Source organism: Mucilaginibacter gotjawali (assembly GCF_002355435.1).
Lineage (GTDB): Bacteria > Bacteroidota > Bacteroidia > Sphingobacteriales > Sphingobacteriaceae > Mucilaginibacter > Mucilaginibacter gotjawali.
Genome location: NZ_AP017313.1, coordinates 5,473,109 through 5,492,691, shown reverse-complemented (window position 1 = coordinate 5,492,691; position 19,583 = coordinate 5,473,109). Strand labels below are relative to the sequence as shown.

Here is a 19,583-nt window from a genome sequence, read left to right as displayed (position 1 = left end):
AAGTTTTTTCTAATAAATAAAACGCCATGCGCTATTTACTTTTAATATTCCGGTGCAAGCTTTTAACGCGTAAATTTGGCCATTGCAAATTTGATATCCGATAGTTTCCCGAAAAAAATTGCCTTATTTAGCCGATCAGCCATTTGCTTTTAGGTATAAACGACAGTATTTTAATAACTATAAAAGTAATTGCGAAGGTACACGCAGCAATAACGGGCAGTTTGACGGCGGCGCTGGCGAGGCGGCCATCCCAAAAAGCATGTACCACATTTAACACCATAATATGGGCCAGGTAAATACCATAGCTCTTAGCGGATATATCAGCTACCAGCTTTAAAATAGCCGAACCGGTATTTTTTATTTGAATGTTCTTCACCATCAGGAAAACCCCGGCAGTCATCATCGCAATATTGATGGTTTCGAAACTCCACGTAAGCTCAAGGGTGTTTACAAATTTTTCGGTCGGAAGCCGCATTGAAAATCCAACGGCCGTGATACCGTATCCCACGACAAGCAGCGCAATACCTGCAACATAGTTCCATCGTGCCGGCTCCATATGGAATCTTTTAATATAATTGGCCAGCACTACATAACCCATAAAGCCCGAAAAATAATACAGCATGGGGGTATGGTTCCAGAATGCCTCGCCCCAAATTGCAGGAAATATCAAATGGATATATGGGATACAAAAAGCAATGCACCAAAGCAACAGGTAAAACTCCATGCTTTTGCGGCTGGCGGTTTGTATCCAGGGCGACAGCACGGGAGCAAAGAGGTAGATCCCCAAAAGCATATAAACAAACCAAAGGTGCCCGATCTCTACTCCGTAATTTACCGGGATATGCACGATATTGGTGACCGTGGCATTTAAAGTTGCATCGCCCCTAAAATAAAAATAGAAGGCGTACAGCACGCACCACAATATAAATGGTATGGCTACCCGGCTGAATCGCTTTTTAAAAAAGACAGAGGCATCTTTTACGGGAAAAAGAAAAAATCCCGAGATCATGACGAATAGCGGCACGCAAATGCGGCATAGCGAATTATACCAGCAAACCCAATTGGCATCAAGGGTATTTAGTACGTTACCCCTGTCGCCAATATAATAAAACTCGCCGGTATGTATCTGGATCACCATGTAACAGGCTATCACCCTCAAAATATCCAGTCCATAGTTGCGCGTAACGGTTGTATCGGTCATTTCGTTAAATTATTAGAGGTGATCAATTTAAAGAAATTTGGAATAAGATGGTAATAATTTTAAGTGGTAACGTTAGCCTGTTATCCATTTGCTGTAGGGAAGATACGACAGCGCCTTGATGATAAAATAGGTAATGATAAAGGCGCATATCCCAATAATTGGAATTTTAACAGCACAATGGGTTAAACGGCTGGCCAAAATTGAGTGCACAGCATTTAAAACAATGATATGGGCGAGGTAAATACCATAGCTTTTTGCAGCCATGTCGCCCAATAATTTTACCGGAAATGAATTTGTGTTTTTGAAGTGGACATTTTTAAACAGCAGGAACAGCCCTGCCGCCATCATGGCGATGTTAATGGTATCAAAGCTCCAGGAAAGGATAAGGTTCTTTACCCATTTTTCGGTATCCAAGCGGTGTAAAAAAACCAGGGTGGTAACCAGGTAACCAATAATTAAAAGGGCGATCCCGGCAACATAATGCCAGCGCCGCGAATCCATATGGAACCGCTTGATATAATTGGCCAGCATAACATATCCCAAAAATCCCGAGAAATAGTACAGCATCGGCGTATGGTTCCAGAAAGCTTCGCCCCAGATCTCAGGGAAAATTAAATGGAGGTACGGAAGGGTGAGGGAGATCGTCCATAAAATAAGGTATAACTCCATGCTTTTGCGGCTGGCGGTTTGTACCCAGGGCGAAATAACAGGGGCAAACAGGTAAATACCGATAAGCATATAAACAAACCAAAGGTGCCCAACCTTTGCCCCATAATTTACAGGGATCTGGATGACATTGATAATAGATGCATTTAAGGTAGTATATCCCCTTAAGTAAGCGTAAAGGGCATAAAATACGCACCATAAAACAAATGGAATGGCCACCCTGCTCAGCCGTTTTTTAAAAAAGGAGGGAGTGTCTTTTACCGGGAAAAGGAAAAAGCCGGAAAGCATCACAAACATTGGTACCGATGAAATACATAATGAATTCAACCAGCCCCCCAGGTGGGCGTCAGCTGTATTTAAAACTGCTTCGCCATTGCCGATATAATAAAATTCGCCCGCATGTGCCTGGATAACCATATAACAGGACAGAACCCTTAAAATATCAAGGCCATAATTGCGTGCGGGTACGATTGCAGTCATTTAGATTTATGAACCGCAAGTTATTAAAATTTCAATAAAATGAAATTTTCAAAAAAAAGTGCCTGCCTTTTTTTGAATGTACGGCATTTAATATTTATTTCCGTCTAACTCGGTAATTTCTTTCAGGTATCTGAGCGATGAGTCCAATTCTTTCACCGACATACTTAAACATTGCAGCATCGAACCTACATATTCCATGTCTGTATTTTTTTCCTGCATCAAACGAAGAATACATTTGATCCTGAAAAGCGGATCGCGGATGAAATTCGACTGGATCCAGGAAAGATCTTTCATTTTTTGGTTCAGGCAACTTATTGAGTTGATATACTCCATTTTTTCCGTTTCCCACAACGAAGTATTATTCGTTGTGGATTTGCTGATGTTTGATGATTCTTGCATTATATATTATTTTGCAAGGCCGGAGCTAAACGGATGCCATGTTGACAATAGGCTGATATATAGCATAATGCGCCAACCTGGTTGCAATAGAATCCCATTTTTAGAATTTAAATTCCAGAATATGGAATTTAAGCCAGCTCGATCCAAACCGGGGCATGGTCGCTGCTTTTTTCCCAGCCTCTTACATCCCGGTTAACGCCCGCTCCTGTAAGGCGTTCGGCCAGGTCAGGGGTCAATAAAAAGTGATCTATCCTTAAACCGGCATCACGGCCATAAGCATTCCTGAAATAATCCCAAAAAGTATAGATTTTATCATTGGGGTAAAGTTTCCGCACAGCATCCGTCCAGCCCAGGTCTACCAGCTTTTTAAATGCAGCCCGGGTCTCCGGGCGGAATAATGCATCATCTACCCATTTTTCGGGCTTGTAAACATCCAGTTCAGTGGGCATCACATTATAGTCGCCGGTTAGTACCGCTGGTTTGCCTGCTGCCAGCAGATCGGCCGCATGCAGCGTAAGCCTTTCAAACCAGCGCAGCTTATAATCAAATTTAGGGCCCGGTGCCGGGTTACCATTGGGCAAATAAAGGCAGCCAACGGTAATGCCGTTTACTACGGCTTCAATATAGCGGCTGTGTTCATCTTCGGGGTCGCCCGGCAGCGCACGCCTCACTTCGGTAATATCCGCATTTCGCGCCAATATAGCTACCCCGTTCCAGCTTTTCTGGCCGTGCCAAAGCGCGTTATAGCCGGCATCCGCCAATGCTTTTTCAGGGAAGTTGTCCTGCGGCGCCTTCAGTTCCTGCAGGCATACCACATCAGGTGCGGTTTCACTCAGCCAGCGCAGCACCACCGGGAGCCTTGCATTGATACTATTTACGTTATAGGTGGCTATTTTCATATCATCAGCAGCTTGTTTTGGGCTAATATAGATATTTTAACTCATAGCAAAAACGGCAATGGGAATGTCATTAGCTCATTGGTGGTTGAATTAGGGTTATATAACGGGGTTAACTGGTATTTGGGTAATAACAACAGCGAATAAGCTAATGCAACCGGGTAAAGGATGTTTGCGGGTTTCTCAAAAGGAAAATATTCACTTTTTTTTAACCACGTGGCAACCAATGCTATTCAACAAACCGTAACATCAATAGGTTGTAACAAGTTGGCCGTTGAATGATGGGAGCGGGTATTTGAAACTAAACTTAAACAAGCCGTTTTGCGTATTAGGGACAGAAAAACATAGCGTATACATTGAAAACATTTAATTCGGTAAAAATCCCTCTGACGTTTTTGGTCATTGGTGTTTGCTGGGCACTGTTCAGCAACCCGATTATTACTTTTTTTTACAGGCACCTGGCGCCTACCGAACAGGATTCATTCAGGAGCCTGAACGACCTGGTGTTCGTCGTTATTATCAGTTATGTTTTATATGTCAAAATTAAAAGACAGCAGCATAAGATCACTAAATCAGAAGAGGAATACAGGCAGTTGTTTGAAAGTAACCCCAACCCGCTATGGATTTATAATGGCCAAATGCGTTTTGTGAAGGTAAATAATGCTGCCGTTGAAAAATATCAGCATACCCGCCGCAAGTTTTTAAAAATGAACATCGACGATATTCATTATAAGATCCCAGATGAGTTGCTGACAGAAGACTTGGACGACGAAATGGATAAGTTACGCTTAGCGGGTATCTGGCAGCATGTAAAGGCATCAGGCGAAACATTTATGGTATCCATTGTCTCGTACCCTGTAATGTTTAACAACGAGCCTTGTCACCTGGTAATGGCCACTGATATTACGGAACTGATTGAAAAGGAAAGGAAACTGGAAGATGCGTATCAAAAGATCAAAACGTCAAACGAAGTGCTTTTACATATCGCCTGGTCCAACTCACACGAGTTACGCAAACCGCTTTGTTCAATACTTGCGCTGATAGATCTGCTTAAGGAAGCCAATGAGCAGGAGCGGGAAGAGTTTTTGAGGATGCTCGAAATATCATCCACCGAGCTCGACCAGGTTTTGATGAAAAACAATGAAAAAGTGAACGAAATGGATATGGTTACTGTTGAGTGACAGAGTTTTAGCCGGCGCTACCTGTGCGGGTTGTATTTCTCTTTGTGGCTGAAATCAAACATTCTTGATATGGTAAACCCCAGCCGGTATTGTCCCCTCGAAAGATCAGAAGTTGTATTGCTCAAATAGTTAATTTCAGACACGGCCCGGGCATTAGTGACGTTAACGGTAAAAACGTGCCCGCCGGTTACCACCTGCAGACCCAAACCAAGCGGGTCGCTAAAGCCGTTGGTTCCGTTCCTGAATGATGAAAAAGGGTGTGCATAGTCCACAATGATACTCATCAGCTTACTCACTTTTAGGTGCGCCGTTGCGGATAATGATACAAATGCCTGCGAATTTCCGGTCAGATCGGGGATCGGGAGGTTGTTTTGTAGGATTGAAGGCGCTACCTGTAAAGAAAAATCGGGCGAAAACCTGCGCGCAAAAATAGCCTGGGCGAAATACGAAAGCCTGTCGCCAAAACTATTAAATGAATTATATGTGCGAATGCCGGTTTGTCCAAGCACGGTGATCGCAATGGGCGAACCGCCGCCGGTGTTTTGATGCAGTAAGGCATATTTCAACTCAACGTCAACCAATCCACCAACCAGGGGTACGGTTGACCTGCCGAAGTCGATATTCAGATCGTTACTCAGCCCATATTCGAAGCCTATATATACGTCGGCCACTGCATCAATACCGTAAAAATATTTTCCGCCACCCAAATGTCCGGCAAAATCGCCAAACCGGTGTATTACCAAAAAATTAAAATTATTTTTTTTTACGGTTTCGCTGCTTTGCGATAAAATTAGCCTTGAAGCATCAAATACAATAACACGCTCGTTTTTTGCTGGCTTGTCCATCATGTTGAATAACGAATCAGTTAACGACGTGGCTTTAGAAGTGTCAGTTGCCTGGCCTATTAACCCGGTACACGTCATTAAAAAGGCTGCTGTTATAATAAACGTTTTCATGGTTTAAATTTATTTTGGTGGGTTATTGTTGTATGGGCTATATGTAGCCGATACGGTAACCTTGATGTTTTCCGCAATATGGTAAAATAAAATCTGTGGTATATCTATATGATGGTCAGCACATTTTACAATAAATTCCGATGTCATGGTAATTACGCCGTTCTTTACAGCAACGTTGCCTTGAATGGTGCGGTTTTGCGTGATATTGTGAACCGATAGCCTGCCGTTTACCGTTACGGGATAGTCGCCATCTTTGGTTACGTCAATATGTTCCAGCATTTTTCCTTTAAAAATGGCCCGCGGGTATTTATCGCTTTCCATATAGTCTGAATTGAAATGTTGCTGCATGAATGACTTTTCAAACTGCAGAGAACTAATGGCTACACTAAAATCCAGTTCGCCGCTGGCAGCATTATAAATCGAAAGTCCTGATGATGTTACTGCATTAATATCTTCGATAAGAGCGCCGGAAAAAATAGCGATCCGGGCATTTTTACAGAGGTATAGGTCCTGCCCTGTATGATTAATTTGCAACCAGGAAAATAGAATAAGAAATAAATACCTCATTCGCAGAAAAAGCTATCCATTGGTGGTTATAATTGATATTTCTAAAAATACATAAAAAATTCACTTATTAAAACAAAAATAAAGCTTGTATAATTTGAACTTTTGAATGCAAAAAGCCCCGGAAATTACCGGGGCTATGGATAGATAAAAAATAAAATTCTTAAATATTGGGGCTGGTAAACACGGTCCAGTCTTTATCGCCATGTCCCTGCTCAATCCATTTATCCATTTCAGCAGCAATGGCCGGGATCACCAGCAGATCTGTCCCGCCTTCGTTAGCTGCTGACATCATCAGGCCGGCATCCTTGCGGGCCATACTTAACTCCCACGAAGGGTCATCAAAACCGCCGGCCATTATTCTTTTTAGGCGGGCAACTGTCATGGCGCCTGGGTTCCAGGTATCAAACAGTCCTAAAATATCATCACCGGTGATCCCCTGCGCCTTGCCCATTGCAAGCGTATCCGACAGCGCACCGGTAAGCGCAATTAAAAACAGGTTGCCTATCAGTTTCATGCCTGCCGCTTTGCCTTCCACATCGCCAAGGTTAAGCAGTTTGCCTGTCATTTTGGAAAGTTCAGGTTCCATTTTGGCGATCACGGTTTGGTCGCCCGAAACCAGCATCGTGCCTGTACTTGCCAATGCGTTTGGCGGGCCCATAAACACCGGGGCATGCAGGTAAATAAAGCCGCGTGCCTTCCATGCTTTGGTGCGCTCAACAGCGCCTTTGGCTGAGGTAGTGGTATGGTCGATAATATAAACACCTTTATAAAAGCCGGGAGCTGCTTGTTCCAAAACCTGGTCAACAGCCGCGTCATCCTTCACACAAAGGTGTACTACATCCGCGCCTTTAACAGCATCAGCGGCACTGTCAAAAGCTTTTGCGCCAAATGCTTCCAATACTTTTGCACGGCTGGCGGTACGGTTCCAAACCTGTACCTGTTCGCCTTTATTGATCATCGCTTTAACAAAATTTGAGCCTAAAAGGCCCATACCCAAAAATGCTTTCATAAAATTTACTTGTTTTGATAAAATTACTGACTAAACCCTTAATAAACTGTTTTATTTAAACATTGCCGGGTGTTTTAAATTATACCCGGTATATTCCTGGTAAGCTTTGGCAAAGGCCAGCAGCTTTGCTTCACCAAAATGTTTGCCAATAAAACTGATGCTGGCAGGCATATTGTTTTTTAACATGCCATTGGGTAAAGTGACAGAGGGGTTGCCGGTTAGGTTAGTAATAGCCAGTTGGTCGCCGGTTTCCGGCGGGGTAATGATCACATCATACTTATCCAGCAGCGGATCTAGTTGCGCCATCAGCTGGTACCGGTAACGGCAGGCATTCAGGTATTCCACCGCAGGTACAAAACGCGACGTGCGGAAAGTATTCGGCCAGCGATCTTTACCCTGCTGTACCATCAGGTCATCCTGGTTGGTGCGGGTAAGTTCGTCAAATGCTGCAGCAGACTCAACACCGATAATTAACGACAATGTCTCATCTCCATGCAAATTATCCGGGAAATTGATGCCGGTTACGGTTGCACCCATTTTTTTGAGTGTGGCCAGCGTTTGCTTTTCGGTGCTGTTCTCCGGCAGGGTGTCGATATAGTTTTTTACATAGGCGATCTTTAATTTTTTAATATCGACAGAGCCGGTATAGTTAAAAGCAAAATCAATAGCCGAAGCATCCTTTTTATCGGTGCCATGGATGTAATTAAACACAATAGCATCCTCTTCGGCCGAGCGGCAGATGGGGCCTACTTTGTCCGATGTCCAGCAAAGTGCCATAGCGCCGGTGCGGGCAATACTGCCGTAGGTGGGCCTTAAGCCGGTAACTCCGCAGCGCATCGATGGGTCAACAATAGAACCATAGGTTTCGGTGCCGATTGCAAATGGCACGAGGCCTGCAGCGGTCGCGGATGATGAGCCTGCAGATGAGCCGCCGGAGCCTTTACTGATATCCCACGGATTGCGGGTTAAGCCACCAAACCACACGTCGTCTTCGGCCAGCTCGCCAAGGGAGAGTTTGGCAACCAGCACCGCGCCGGCAGCCTGCAGTTTTTGGGCCACGAAACATGTTTCATCAATAATTTGATCTTTATAGGGAGGTGTTCCCCAGGTGGTATGGGTGCCTTTAACGGCAAACAAGTCTTTTATGCCATAAGGGATGCCATGCAGCGGGCCATGGTAAATGCCTTTGGCAAGGTCGGCATCAGCCTTTTTTGCCTGGGCAATGGCGATGGTATCTGTCAGTTCGATAACACAATGCAGTACCGGGCCGTATTTTCTCAAACGGTCAAGGTAAAAGCGGGTAAGCTTTTCGGAGCTGATCTTTTTATTTTTAATTAAGGATGCCAGCTGCGGAATGCTGTAGAAAGCAAGATCGTTGCTGTTTTTCGGCAGCTCCACATTTGCCGGGATATTAAAATAAACCGGCAATTGCTTTTTGGGCACAACCAAACCGGGCAGGTCGACATTAAAAGCCAATGGCAGCGGTACATCATTTTTAAAATTCTGGCTGTGCAGAAAGGCGTATGTCTTGATGTTCTTCGACAGGATGTCGGTCATTGAATCGCGCTTCGCATCAGTAAAATTAAGGTCGAGCATTTTTTCAGCCGACTTTATAGATTCCCTGGTAACGTTTTGCGCCATGAGCTGGCCTGTCAGCATAAAAATACTGAGCGTTGTAAGTATCGTTTTTCGCATGATATTGCCTGTAATGTCAGTTAAGCTTTAAACAGCACTAAATTAGTAATTACAACGGCAAAAAAACGCTTTTGGATTTTACTCAAATTGCAGCAACAGCCAGGTGTCCGCAGATTCAATTATTTACCTGCTTTTTTAACTGAAGTATCCTGAGAAATAAGATAACTGTTAAACCAAATATGAGCGCGAAACCGACTCCCGAACTTATCATCTTCCAGACTTCATTACCGCCCAGCGATTTTATAAAAATAGCCAGCGCGAACACTGATAATAAAAGATTTAACCAAAAGATCATTCGGGCCTGTTTTAGCTTTTGGGCGTTATCAATAGTTTCCACAAATACGGAGTTAATTTTAATTAAATATAGTTAATGAGTCTATTTTTTGGACGAGATGGTTATTAATTTAGTTCCCGCGGAGCTTTTCCGGCTAATAACCAGATCCCCCGATGTGTTACTCTGTATGCTTTTAACAAAGTTGCCATCTACACTATAAGTATAAGCTGAATTGGGTTTTAATTGATGGACGGTATATGTTACCGGCGATGATGAAGGGGCTGATGTTTGCAGCCATTCCATTTTACTTGCATCCCAGTTTTTTATTTCAATGGTTAACGGTTTTGCCGAGGTAATTTGTAAAGCAGCATTAGCATTGTTGCCATTAAAATAGCTCAATCGGGTTTTGGTGGCAAAAAATCCAAAATCCGTTTGGGCAACCATTTTAAATCTGCTATTACTAACCGCATATTTATCATGCTCAAGGTTAACAACAAGGCGTTCGTTCCTGAATCTGTAATTTAAACTGGTGCCCTCCAGTTCAGGCGTAATATGCGGGTCAAGGTAAAGGCGGTTATACTCGGGGTTGATGCCATATATCGCCTGGTACAGGCCCACTATTGCCAAACTATTGCCCGACAGGATATCGTCACCCAAACCATCCTGTTTCAGCCTGCCATAACGCTGAAACGCAAGGCCGTCTTTGCTATACTGGTTCAATACATTTTTTACATATTTAAGGGCCAGTGCAGGGCTATATGCCGCATAGGCTTTTACGCCGATGGAACCCCATGATAGAAACAAGTCCCCGTTTTCGTAATTAGGGAAAGGGAACTGCCACCCGTTTCCTTCGCCCGGGGCGTAAGTAGTCATAGCTATGGGCCAAAAAAAGAGTTTCTCCTGCTGCATCTGTGTTTCTATATTATCCAGGATGGTCTTTCTCCGCGCACCATCATCGCAAATGCCGTAAGCAATCGCCATAAAGTTTACCGGCGTAACCATGTTGGTACCGTGTACCGTTTTATCTTTAGCTATCCAGTGCACATAGCATCCTTTTTCTTCATCCCAAAAACCGCCATCTTTAGTCGATTTATTGAAACTGGTTTTCAGCCGGGCAGCAAAGTCTTCGTAATAGCCTGCTTTGGTATTGTTATTTAATAACCGCTCAATAGCTGCCCATTTTACCAATGCGTGGTATAGTTTCGCATTCACAAAAGCATTTTCGTAGGAAGCCCAAATGATGTCTATCCAGTCGCTGCTCTTTTTTTCGCTTTGATCATTAGTCATCATTTCTACCAGCCCGTTATGGTTGCTGTCGCGTTTCAGGATCCAGTCCAAAGCTTTTTCGCAGGATAACTGGTGCGTTTTTACCCAGGTTTTATCGCCCGACATATCATACAGTTCGGCAACATTAGTCACCAGGTCGGGGTTGGAGTCCATCAAAATACCCCATTGGGCCTCGTAAAAACCATATTGATTAAATTTTCCCGGCATAGCATCTTCATTGGTATAGGCCCAGCGCGGGTAAACGCGGCCGTCCGGCTTAATGGCATGATCGCGGTAAAAATCCAGGCAGCTTTGGTAGCCTTTCAGATACTTGGGGTCATTTATGCCGAGGCCCAGCTGGCCAATATATTGTTCATGCAGGCAGATCGGGCCGTAAGGGGTATGCCAGCTGTTGCCGCCAAAATGCAGCGAGTCAATAACGCCTATCCTGGCAATAGTATTTAAAACCGCGCTCACCGCTGTGCTGTCAATGCCCTTTAATTTTCCGCGGCCGTATTTTTGGTTAAAATTAAAATAGCTTAGTTTTATGGTTTGATAACTTTTTCCTGCCGGGATGATATAAGGTGCCCATACGTCTGTCCGTTGCCTGATAAATCTTCTCCTGTTGGTGCCAGTGTCCATTTTATATTGCATCTCTTTGTCTGAAACGCCAATGGTATAGGCCAGCTTATCTCCGTTGGTGCGGCTGTATTTCATACAAACATTTTTGCCCGGGGCATCAACAGTTATATTAAGCCCAGTGTTGTTTTTGCTGTTCCAGAAATCCGATGAACGTGTGTGGATCCCATAAGTGCACAATTTTTCATTAAACAGGTAAAACCAGGCCAGCCCGCCATAACCCTGGTAAGCGCCTTCCCAGGTATTGATGTTATCGAAATTGAAAGCCGGAAAAGCAGCTTCGTCTACCTTCAATGCTTTTGTATTGCTTCTTTCAATACGCCATTTGATGTTTTGACTTGAAATAGTAAAAGTCCAGTTTTCAGTGACCGGTCCGTATTGAATGCCGTTGAGTTTAATGGTGTTTTTTGTTTTTAGGAGTACAGGCGATGTATTTAAATGTTGCGAAGAATAAACAGTACCATCCATAGTTACCGAAGTGAAAACGCCACCCGCGCCACTGATGACCGTTTGCCCGCCAACAGTTAGCGAAGTGATGCTGGCCTGGTGGTCGTAATTTAGCACCATTTGTATGCCGGACGCATTAATGGTTATATCCTTTTTTGATGATTGTGCCATAGCGGCGGCCGGTAAAATTAAACCCGAAAGGAAGGTTAACGCGAGGCGTGTAATTTTTAAATACATAAACAGAGGTAGCTATTTAAAGTAGAAACAAATTTTTGTTAAATAATTTAATACACGGTAAAGCTATTACCTTTTGAGATAAATCAGCACCCTAAATCACAATTTATATCTGTATCGGCCGGGACGATTTTTGCGGAAGATCAGGGGAATGGCTTTGGATTTAAAATGGGTCAAGCAGAATAATTGGGGGATTGATTAAAAAGTATTTGTTTTGCAGGAAGAATAAAAAACAATAACACTTGTCAACTGCATACGAAACGCTAGTCCGTCTGATTCTTCCCGAAGGGCTTTTAGAATACTTTGAACTTAATGATGTCCGTTCATCAGATAGCGGACAATTGAATATATACCTGGAAGAAAAGAACCTTCCGCCAGCGGGTTACGAAAAATCGCAATTGGAATCAAAAGGTTTTTTGCCTGAAGTGAGCATTCAGGACTTTCCTATCCGCGGGCATAAAGTAGCGCTATGCATTAAAAGGCGGAGGTGGGAAGTAAAAGCAAGCGGTGAGATTATTACAAGAGACTGGAATTTAGTAAGAAAAGGGGCGCGAATGACAACGGAATTCGGCACTTTTTTAAAAGGTATATTTGGATAATAACCCGATCAGCTGCCATTTATTAGGCCGTTTATATACAGTTGACGGCAAACAGTTGCAGCAGCAATACAAAGATTTCCTGAGTGACTTCCATAGCTGGGGGCAGAAAGACCATGCGGATGAATGGATGTTGTTTGAAGATAACATCGGTCCCTCGCTTAGTATAGATGAAACAGCCCTTAGCAATGGTGAGCTATATACCATTGTAACCAATAAGGAAGCTAAAGGTGGTAAAAAAGCTATTGTAGCGATGCTGAAAGGTACACAGGCAGAGCAGATCATAGCTGTATTGGAACGCATACCTGTCCGAAAAAGAAACCGGGTAAAAGAGGTGACAATGGACATGGCGGCAAATATGATCAAAGCTGTCAGGAGATGCTTTAATAACGCCATCCGTGTAATTGACCGTTTCCATGTACAAAAATTAGCCTATGATGCTGTACAGGAAGCAAGAATAAAATACCGCTGGGAAGCCCTTGACGCAGAAAGCCAGTCGATTGAGGAAGCCCGGAAAAACAAACAATCCTTTCAGCCCGAAGTATTCAGCAATGGAGATACGTTAAAGCAATTACTGGCCCGAAGCCGGTATCTGTTATTCAAACATGAGTCTAAATGGACTGCTTCTCAAAAGGAAAGGGCCGATTTGCTTTTTCCACGGTATCCGGAACTGTTGAAAGCTTATAACCTTGCTATCAGACTGGGTAAAATATTTACGATCTGCAAAAGTAAGCAGGTCGCCTTTAAAAGGCTGGCAATCTGGTATAACGATGTGGAGGCTGCAGGTATTGATGCCTTTAAAACGGTAGCGAGATCCGTTCATCAGCATTATGAATCCATCTTAAACTTCTTCGATAACAGAAGTACAAATGCTTCTGCCGAATCCTTCAATGCAAAAGTCAAAGCTTTCAGGGCTACTTCAAGGGGCGTAAGAGATACTACTTTCTTTCTGTTTAGACTCGCTAAAATATATGCCTAAAAGTACTTATCCCCCAACTTTTCGTCATGATCCTTTAAAATTAGCGGATGCTTACAAAAACCCTATAAAACAAGTAAAGCCCCTGATGGGCAGGGGCCTTTACTAACCAATTATAAACCTAAATTATGAGAAGACTTTTTTATGTATTTGTATTACGGTGTAAATGTAACACTAACATTTAAAATAAGAGCAATTTTTTTTGTAATATTTTTGTAAAAATGCTTGTTGCTCCTATTTGATTGTCAAAAATACAAACATTTTGTTAGAAATATCATAATTTTTTAAAAAAAATGAATGTGGGTAAAAAAATGCTGCTTTGTGTCAATTTTTGGTTGTTAATTTTAATATTTATTGATTTTTCATCATTTTTATTTTCAATTATTTCAAATAAAATATAAAAAAACTCAAGTAAAGCTAAAATTTAACGCTAAACTTTGAATTATTAACCATTTTTTTGCCTTTTTATTGTGATTTAATGCAACTTTTCGCTATTTTTTTCAAAAAAGTGATGCTTTTATTAAAACAATTAAGAGTTATCAACTGCAATTAAAAAATAACATGATCGCTTTGCCTGCGCAATTTCTGATAAAAAAACGGCAGAACGATCCATTTAATATTCGTTAAGCTGTTAAAAGAAGTTAAAAATTTAAGTGCAGGCCAAAAAAATTGCTTAAATCAAACATCATTCTAAAAATGCTTTAACATTTTTGCGGGAAGATTCGCAAAAATTCATGTCAATTGCTGCCCCTGTAAAAAAAAATCCTGAGCTAACTGCTTTAACATTATGGATAATGACGGTAGCCACCGGTTTAATTGTGGCCAACCTGTACTATAACCAGCCCCTGCTTGAAGATATAGCCCGGACTTTTCATACCACCCGTGCAAAAGCCGGGCAGGTATCCATGCTTACTCAATTGGGCTACGCTGCCGGGATGTTTTTTTTGGCTCCGCTGGCCGATATGCTCAAACGTAAACGGATGATGATGGTGATCTTTGCTTTCATCGTATTATCCCTCGTTTTAACGGCCACTGCCCAGAGTATTAACCTGCTGGTTTGCACCAGTTTTTTTTTAGGAGCGTCATCTATGATCCCGCAGCTGTTGGTGCCAATGGCGGCCCACCTGGCCAAACCGGAGGAACGAGGCAAAAAGATAGGCACTATTATGGCAGGCCTGTTAATAGGCATACTGCTATCCCGAACGTTCAGCGGGGTAATAAGCGACCATTTTGGATGGCGGGCGGTATTTTATGTAGCGGCCGGCATTATGCTGGTGATGTGGCTGATGATCGGTTTGTTTTTACCCGAAGTGGAGCCCGGGCATAAAGACGGCTACGGAAAGTTAATGAGTTCGCTGGTTGAACTGGTGAGGGACGAACCGCAGTTGAGAATTGCAGCTTTGCGCGGTGCTTTATGCTTTGCCTGTTTCAGCGCTTTTTGGTCAACCATTGTCTTTTTACTGAAGGCTAACTTCAATATGGGCAGCGGTGTTGCCGGTGAATTTGGCCTGGTTGGCGCTGCCGGGGCTGTCGCTGCGGGATTAATGGGGCGGCTGAGCGACAAAATGAATGCTTACAAATTGTCGGGCTTTACCATCCTGCTCATCATCGTTTCCTTTATTATATTTTATTTCTCTGCACACAGTATTGTTGGGTTGATCATTGGAGTTATCGTGATGGATATGGGCGTGCAGGCTACCCACATTTCCAACCAATCCATCATTTTTGCTTTAAGGCCCGAAGCGCGCAACCGGATCAATACTATTTATATGGTTACCTATTTCCTGGGAGGTTCTGCAGGTACCTTTTTAGCTACCCAGCTTTGGAAAAATTATCAGTGGAACGGTGTATGCGCCATTGGGGCCATTCTTTCTTTAATTACACTGCTTATCCATTTCATTAATCAACCAAAAACAGCCTGAGCCACCTATGGAGTGACTATTGTACACAACAGGTGTACTAAAATTTTGTACACCATAGTTGCGTAATAACCGGGCGGCCGGGGGCTATTGCTTTATAGAAAGCGCGTTTTTTTACAGAAAAAAGCCGTATGGGTAATTTTTTTCAGTTTGTTTGTTGTTTGTCCTGTTTTTTGGCACTGAATTGGAATAAATCATTTCAAATACGATAAATTATGGCCCCTGAAGATAAAAAACATCGCGATAGTGAAGAGAAAGAATGGGAAAACCCTGTGAACCCTGCCATGACTACCGATGAAAGGGACAAGGAGCAATTGTTGCGTCAGTATAAGGAGGCCAAACGCAGGAAAGATAATTTGACAACAGAAGAAACTAAAACTGATAATAGAAACTAATTTAACAGAACACCAAAATTAAATTACAAGCCTATGAAAACGATTAAAAAACCATCAGCAAAAAAATTATTAATTCGTTTTGATAACGAACTGAAGAATTTGTTGACAAATGATCTGAAATCATTTTTACTAAGCAAACAACAGGCAATGGTAAATTCAAATTTATCGGCGGCCTGATCATCATATACCGTTAACTACATATATTTTACATCATCTATCAAAACGATAGCGCTTTGCAAATTGCAGGGCGCTATTTTTTGAGGCATATTTGATGATTAGGCCCGCGGTTCGGGATGATGCGCCGGGTTGCCCCATTTTTTCATCCAGCAGGTTATAGTTGTCCATCATTTTTTGGCGGTAAGCTTTATTATTCAGCAGCTTATCAAGCTCGGCTTTGATGGTTTGTGCATTACAATCCTCTTGTATGAATTCTTTGATCACATCGCTATCCATAATCAGGTTAACGAGCCCGATATACCGTATTTTCACTACCGCCCGGGCAATACCGATAGAAATAGGGTGCCCCCGGTAAACCAGCATTTCAGGAACATGAAATAAAGCGGTTTCCAGCACAGCGGTACCCGATGCGACAATCGCTGCATCGGCATTATTTAACAGGTCGTAAGTGGCGTTAAAAACGACCGGAATGTTTTTTTGGTGGGTAAACTGGTCGTAATATTCTTTTTTAAACGACGGCGCCCCGGCAATAATAAACTGGTGATCGGGGAACTGCTCCGTTACCCCCAGCATTTCAGGCAATAACCGGCTGATCTCCTGCCGGCGGCTGCCGGGAAGCAGGGCAATGATTTTTTTGCCCGCCGGGTTGTATTCTTTTGCGAAAACCGTTGAGGGTTTAAAGGCATCGATGGCATCCAGCAGCGGGTTGCCTACATAATCTACTTCCATGCCCCATTTTTTATAAAAATCGACCTCAAAAGGCAGGATACAAAACAGGTGGTCGATAACGCGCTTTATTTTAAGAACCCGTTTCTGGTTCCATGCCCAAACCTTTGGCGAAATGTAGAAGCAAACCAAAATGCCGTTCTTTTTGGCAAATTCAGCAATCCTTAAATTAAAGCCCGGAAAATCTATCAGTACCAATACATCCGGTTGCCAGGATATAATATCATCCTTGCAGGTTTTTATATTTTTAAAGATCTCACGTAGATTTAAAGCTACCTCAATAAAGCCCATGAAGGCCATATCGGCGTAGTTTTTTACAATGGTGCCGCCCTCGGCCTGCATCAGGTCGCCGCCAAAAAAGCGGAACTCCGCCTGTTGGTCCTGCGCTTTCAGGGCCTTCATTAAATTGGCGCCGTGTAAGTCGCCCGAGGCCTCGCCGGCTACCAGGTAATATTTCATCTAAAAAGGTGCTGTTTTAAGATAAAAAGGACGATTATAAATATAAAAGTAACGATCATGATGCCTTTAACAGTTTTCACCGTTTCTTTTTTTGACAAAAGACGCATAATGATGAGGTTTAAAACTATGGCTACCAGGTAGGGCAGTGCAGGTTTATTAAAGAGCAACATGCTATCTTTTAACAGGTAGGCTGCCACTAAAGATATTGCCGGAAATACCAGGGCTATCAGGGCGCCGGCCAGGTAACTATTTTTGCTGAACATATTGTTTTCTTCCATCATACATTAAAAGTCCAGCTGTGCAGTAAAGGTATGGCATGGTGCGCCGTCATATCAAACTGAACGGGTACGACAGATACATAACCATTTTCCAACGCCCAAACATCAGTATCCTCGCCGCCGTCGTTTAACTGGAAAACACCGGTAAGCCAGTAATAAGGGCGCTTATGCGGATCCATGCGCTCGTCAAACTCTTCGGCCCATTTGGCGTTTGCCTGGCGTGATATCTTGATGCCTTTAATATGAGGGGTAGCCGGGAAGTTTACATTCAGCAATGTTCCTGCGGGCAAGCCGTTTTTTAAAACCTGTGCCGCGATCTCCTTAACATATTTGATGGAATGCGAGAAATCAGCCTGCAGCGTGTAGTCGTCCAAAGAAAAACCAATGGAAGGGATGCTTTCAATAGCCCCCTCCACTGCCGCCGACATGGTGCCGGAATAGAGAACATTGATAGAGTTATTTAAACCGTGATTGATGCCCGAAACGCAAAGGTCGGGTTTACGGCCCTTGAATACTTTATTAACAGCGAGTTTTACACAGTCAACCGGGGTGCCCGAGCAACTGTACATTTCAATCCCTTCGTAAATATCTACCTTATCAAAACGCAATGGCTTGCCGACGGTAATGGCATGCCCCATACCCGACTGCGGGCTATCCGGCGCAACTACCACTACGCGGCCCAGTTCCTGCATGGCCTCCATCAGGCATTTAATGCCGGGGGCGGTAATGCCGTCGTCGTTCACCACCAATATGGTTGGATGTATTTTTGTCATTTGACGCAAAATTAGTCATATTTGATTTATGCTTAAGGGTGAAAGAAAAAAGAAATACACCGCTGATGATTATATGCAACTGGAAGAAGGTGCCCCTTTTCAATTGATCAATAATGAACTCATTATGTCACCCTCACCAAACCCTTTTCACCAGGCCATTGTTGCCCGACTTTCTAAAATAATGCTCATTTTTTTAGAGAGCCAACAAAAAGAGGCTTATACCGCCGGATCGATGGATGTGGTGTTTGATGAAAATAATATATTTCAACCGGACTTTTTGTATGTATCTGAGGAACGCGTGGGTGAAATTATAAAGAACCGTGTTGAAGGGGCTCCGGATATGGCCATTGAGATATTATCCCCTTCAAATGCCTATTATGACCTTATCCAGAAAAAAGAAGTGTATGAAAAATATGGTGTCAAAGAATATATCATTTTTGATCCCATTGCAAAAAATGCCAGCTTATATGCATTAAAGGATGGCATTTATTATTTACACCAAAAGGCCCAGCAGAACGAAATGCTTCATTCATTAGTCATTCCCGGATTTAGCTTTGATTTAAGTTATATTTTCAAATAAAAAAAGCCCCGTTTTACCGGAGCCTTTCAAATATTATAAGCTGTTTATCCATTTGACCAACTCATCGCGGGATTTGCCCGTTTTGGCCTGGAGTTTCCCGAGTGTTTCATCGTCTTTCCCTTCTTCGTGGATCAGGTCATCATCGGTGAGATCGCCATATGCCTGTTTTATTTTCCCTTTTACCTGGTTCCAGCCGCCCTTTAATTCTAACTTATCCATGATGTTTTTTATTTAAGATGTAAACATAAAACACCTCTAAACATCATTTGTTTAAAATAATCTTCGATTTATTAATAATGAAAACGCAATTGAACAATCGTTATAGTTTCATTTTCAACTTTGTAAACCATTCGATGTTCATTCGTTATCCGCCGTGACCAATATCCGCTCTATTTATATTTCAGAGCTTCTGGTTTGCCTGTACCTTCAAACGGCGTGACTTGAATTTCATTCAGCAGGCTTGTTATTTTCTCTTTTATCTATATGTTCCCGCTTTTCTTCCAGTATTCCAAGTGTTCTCTGGCTTCTCTGGTAAAAGTTATTTCCATAAATCATCGAGGGCTATTTTTACTACATCGCCCTCTTCAGCCTGCTTTATACTTTTGTCCAGTGCAATTTCATTTGCTTTGCTTGACATCAGGTACTCGGTCTCATCAGGTTCTATCTCGTAACGGACAGCAAAACCATCAAGAATTGTTTTTAATGCCGTTTCCTGGGCTTCGTCTTTCGGGTGGATGGTTAATATAGACATTTTGAATAATGTTGATTTCCTATTTTCGAATTTAAGGATTTCA

Annotated in this window: 21 protein-coding genes and 1 pseudogene; 7 read left to right on the top strand and 15 right to left on the bottom strand. The window is 42.7% G+C overall.

All coding sequences use genetic code 11. The features are described 5' to 3' along the window. Nucleotides 1-127: 127 nt before the first annotated feature. The 4 genes from MgSA37_RS24305 to xth all read right to left on the bottom strand — a co-directional run bounded on the left by MgSA37_RS24305 (nt 128) and on the right by xth (nt 3,645). Nucleotides 128-1,201: an acyltransferase gene (locus MgSA37_RS24305; RefSeq protein WP_096355868.1), complete on the bottom strand. Its 1,074-nt coding sequence runs from the start codon at nt 1,199-1,201 to the stop codon at nt 128-130. 72 nt (nt 1,202-1,273) lie between these two features. Next, a complete protein-coding gene (locus MgSA37_RS24300) occupies nt 1,274-2,347 on the bottom strand; it encodes an acyltransferase (protein WP_096355866.1) in 1,074 nt (357 codons plus the stop codon). Between the two features lie 87 nt (nt 2,348-2,434). Beyond that, nucleotides 2,435-2,746 carry a hypothetical protein gene (locus MgSA37_RS24295; RefSeq protein ID WP_096355864.1) on the bottom strand — a complete coding sequence of 104 codons (312 nt, stop codon included), beginning with the start codon at nt 2,744-2,746 and terminating at the stop codon, nt 2,435-2,437. Between the two features lie 128 nt (nt 2,747-2,874). After that, complete coding sequence (gene xth, locus MgSA37_RS24290; RefSeq protein ID WP_096355862.1) at nt 2,875-3,645, bottom strand: exodeoxyribonuclease III; 771 nt, start codon at nt 3,643-3,645, stop codon at nt 2,875-2,877. A gap of 353 nt (nt 3,646-3,998) precedes the next feature. Here xth and MgSA37_RS24280 point away from each other — a divergent pair, with 353 nt between their 5' ends. Next, nucleotides 3,999-4,823, top strand: a complete 825-nt coding sequence (locus MgSA37_RS24280) for a PAS domain-containing protein (RefSeq protein WP_157750717.1) — start codon at nt 3,999-4,001, stop codon at nt 4,821-4,823. Between the two features lie 17 nt (nt 4,824-4,840). On the opposite strand, the gene MgSA37_RS24275 is transcribed toward MgSA37_RS24280, so the two are convergent. The 5 genes from MgSA37_RS24275 to MgSA37_RS24250 form a co-directional block, all read right to left on the bottom strand. Next, nucleotides 4,841-5,779: a DUF5777 family beta-barrel protein gene (locus MgSA37_RS24275; protein ID WP_096355856.1), complete on the bottom strand. Its 939-nt coding sequence runs from the start codon at nt 5,777-5,779 to the stop codon at nt 4,841-4,843. A gap of 9 nt (nt 5,780-5,788) precedes the next feature. Beyond that, a complete protein-coding gene (locus MgSA37_RS24270) occupies nt 5,789-6,313 on the bottom strand; it encodes a YceI family protein (protein WP_232010726.1) in 525 nt (174 codons plus the stop codon). 193 nt (nt 6,314-6,506) lie between these two features. Further along, complete coding sequence (locus MgSA37_RS24265) at nt 6,507-7,355, bottom strand: NAD(P)-dependent oxidoreductase (protein ID WP_096355852.1); 849 nt, start codon at nt 7,353-7,355, stop codon at nt 6,507-6,509. A 51-nt stretch (nt 7,356-7,406) separates the two neighbouring features. Beyond that, on the bottom strand, nt 7,407-9,050 hold the full coding sequence (locus MgSA37_RS24260) for an amidase (RefSeq protein ID WP_096355850.1): 1,644 nt from the start codon (nt 9,048-9,050) through the stop codon (nt 7,407-7,409). Between the two features lie 376 nt (nt 9,051-9,426). Next, nucleotides 9,427-11,913, bottom strand: a complete 2,487-nt coding sequence (locus MgSA37_RS24250) for an alpha-L-rhamnosidase-related protein (protein ID WP_096355846.1) — start codon at nt 11,911-11,913, stop codon at nt 9,427-9,429. 239 nt (nt 11,914-12,152) lie between these two features. Here MgSA37_RS24250 and MgSA37_RS24245 point away from each other — a divergent pair, with 239 nt between their 5' ends. From MgSA37_RS24245 to MgSA37_RS28420, 5 genes are all read left to right on the top strand, one after another. Beyond that, nucleotides 12,153-12,509 (top strand): ISAon1 family transposase N-terminal region protein, encoded by a 357-nt coding sequence (locus MgSA37_RS24245; protein WP_197705996.1) that lies wholly within the window; start codon nt 12,153-12,155, stop codon nt 12,507-12,509. After that, complete coding sequence (locus MgSA37_RS24240; RefSeq protein ID WP_096353619.1) at nt 12,502-13,485, top strand: ISAon1 family transposase; 984 nt, start codon at nt 12,502-12,504, stop codon at nt 13,483-13,485. Before MgSA37_RS24245 ends, MgSA37_RS24240 begins: the two co-directional genes overlap by 8 nt. Before the next feature lie 791 nt (nt 13,486-14,276). Then, the gene (locus MgSA37_RS24235) at nt 14,277-15,404 is read left to right on the top strand and encodes an MFS transporter (RefSeq protein ID WP_096357723.1); all 1,128 of its coding nucleotides are present in this window, start codon (nt 14,277-14,279) and stop codon (nt 15,402-15,404) included. Nucleotides 15,405-15,616: 212 nt separating this feature from the next. Next, complete coding sequence (locus MgSA37_RS24230; protein WP_096355844.1) at nt 15,617-15,796, top strand: hypothetical protein; 180 nt, start codon at nt 15,617-15,619, stop codon at nt 15,794-15,796. Nucleotides 15,797-15,829: 33 nt separating this feature from the next. Then, the gene (locus tag MgSA37_RS28420) at nt 15,830-15,973 is read left to right on the top strand and encodes a hypothetical protein (protein WP_157750716.1); all 144 of its coding nucleotides are present in this window, start codon (nt 15,830-15,832) and stop codon (nt 15,971-15,973) included. 33 nt (nt 15,974-16,006) lie between these two features. Here MgSA37_RS28420 and lpxB read toward each other — a convergent pair whose 3' ends face one another. From lpxB to surE, 3 genes are read right to left on the bottom strand one after another with little or no spacing between them, the layout of a single operon-like run. Continuing rightward, on the bottom strand, nt 16,007-17,158 hold the full coding sequence (lpxB, locus tag MgSA37_RS24225; RefSeq protein WP_096355842.1) for a lipid-A-disaccharide synthase: 1,152 nt from the start codon (nt 17,156-17,158) through the stop codon (nt 16,007-16,009). Continuing rightward, entirely contained in the window at nt 17,155-17,439 is a 285-nt protein-coding gene (locus MgSA37_RS24220; RefSeq protein WP_096355840.1) for a hypothetical protein, read from the bottom strand. Before MgSA37_RS24220 ends, lpxB begins: the two co-directional genes overlap by 4 nt. Continuing rightward, nucleotides 17,436-18,209: a 5'/3'-nucleotidase SurE gene (surE, locus tag MgSA37_RS24215; protein ID WP_096355838.1), complete on the bottom strand. Its 774-nt coding sequence runs from the start codon at nt 18,207-18,209 to the stop codon at nt 17,436-17,438. Before surE ends, MgSA37_RS24220 begins: the two co-directional genes overlap by 4 nt. A gap of 28 nt (nt 18,210-18,237) precedes the next feature. On the opposite strand from surE, the gene MgSA37_RS24210 reads away from it, so the two are divergent. Continuing rightward, on the top strand, nt 18,238-18,789 hold the full coding sequence (locus tag MgSA37_RS24210) for a Uma2 family endonuclease (protein WP_096355836.1): 552 nt from the start codon (nt 18,238-18,240) through the stop codon (nt 18,787-18,789). A gap of 33 nt (nt 18,790-18,822) precedes the next feature. Here the strand turns inward: MgSA37_RS24210 and MgSA37_RS24205 are convergent, their stop codons facing one another. From MgSA37_RS24205 to MgSA37_RS24195, 3 genes and pseudogenes are all read right to left on the bottom strand, one after another. Further along, nucleotides 18,823-19,008, bottom strand: a complete 186-nt coding sequence (locus MgSA37_RS24205; RefSeq protein WP_096355834.1) for a CsbD family protein — start codon at nt 19,006-19,008, stop codon at nt 18,823-18,825. A 71-nt stretch (nt 19,009-19,079) separates the two neighbouring features. After that, nucleotides 19,080-19,256, bottom strand: a pseudogene (locus tag MgSA37_RS24200) (Txe/YoeB family addiction module toxin). 71 nt (nt 19,257-19,327) lie between these two features. Beyond that, nucleotides 19,328-19,540: a hypothetical protein gene (locus MgSA37_RS24195; protein ID WP_096355832.1), complete on the bottom strand. Its 213-nt coding sequence runs from the start codon at nt 19,538-19,540 to the stop codon at nt 19,328-19,330. Nucleotides 19,541-19,583 lie beyond the last annotated feature (43 nt).

Coding starts and splice junctions, on each gene's coding strand:
- MgSA37_RS24230 (WP_096355844.1), top strand. CDS start 15,617: ATGGCCCCTGAAGATAAAAAACATCGCGATAGTGAAGAGAAAGAATGG.
- xth (WP_096355862.1), bottom strand. CDS start 3,645: ATGAAAATAGCCACCTATAACGTAAATAGTATCAATGCAAGGCTCCCG.
- MgSA37_RS24210 (WP_096355836.1), top strand. CDS start 18,238: ATGCTTAAGGGTGAAAGAAAAAAGAAATACACCGCTGATGATTATATG.
- MgSA37_RS24260 (WP_096355850.1), bottom strand. CDS start 9,050: ATGCGAAAAACGATACTTACAACGCTCAGTATTTTTATGCTGACAGGC.
- MgSA37_RS24220 (WP_096355840.1), bottom strand. CDS start 17,439: ATGATGGAAGAAAACAATATGTTCAGCAAAAATAGTTACCTGGCCGGC.
- MgSA37_RS24295 (WP_096355864.1), bottom strand. CDS start 2,746: ATGCAAGAATCATCAAACATCAGCAAATCCACAACGAATAATACTTCG.
- MgSA37_RS24235 (WP_096357723.1), top strand. CDS start 14,277: ATGACGGTAGCCACCGGTTTAATTGTGGCCAACCTGTACTATAACCAG.
- MgSA37_RS24300 (WP_096355866.1), bottom strand. CDS start 2,347: ATGACTGCAATCGTACCCGCACGCAATTATGGCCTTGATATTTTAAGG.
- lpxB (WP_096355842.1), bottom strand. CDS start 17,158: ATGAAATATTACCTGGTAGCCGGCGAGGCCTCGGGCGACTTACACGGC.
- MgSA37_RS24250 (WP_096355846.1), bottom strand. CDS start 11,913: ATGTATTTAAAAATTACACGCCTCGCGTTAACCTTCCTTTCGGGTTTA.
- MgSA37_RS24265 (WP_096355852.1), bottom strand. CDS start 7,355: ATGAAAGCATTTTTGGGTATGGGCCTTTTAGGCTCAAATTTTGTTAAA.
- MgSA37_RS24275 (WP_096355856.1), bottom strand. CDS start 5,779: ATGAAAACGTTTATTATAACAGCAGCCTTTTTAATGACGTGTACCGGG.
- MgSA37_RS24205 (WP_096355834.1), bottom strand. CDS start 19,008: ATGGATAAGTTAGAATTAAAGGGCGGCTGGAACCAGGTAAAAGGGAAA.
- MgSA37_RS24195 (WP_096355832.1), bottom strand. CDS start 19,540: ATGTCTATATTAACCATCCACCCGAAAGACGAAGCCCAGGAAACGGCA.
- surE (WP_096355838.1), bottom strand. CDS start 18,209: ATGACAAAAATACATCCAACCATATTGGTGGTGAACGACGACGGCATT.
- MgSA37_RS28420 (WP_157750716.1), top strand. CDS start 15,830: ATGAAAACGATTAAAAAACCATCAGCAAAAAAATTATTAATTCGTTTT.
- MgSA37_RS24305 (WP_096355868.1), bottom strand. CDS start 1,201: ATGACCGATACAACCGTTACGCGCAACTATGGACTGGATATTTTGAGG.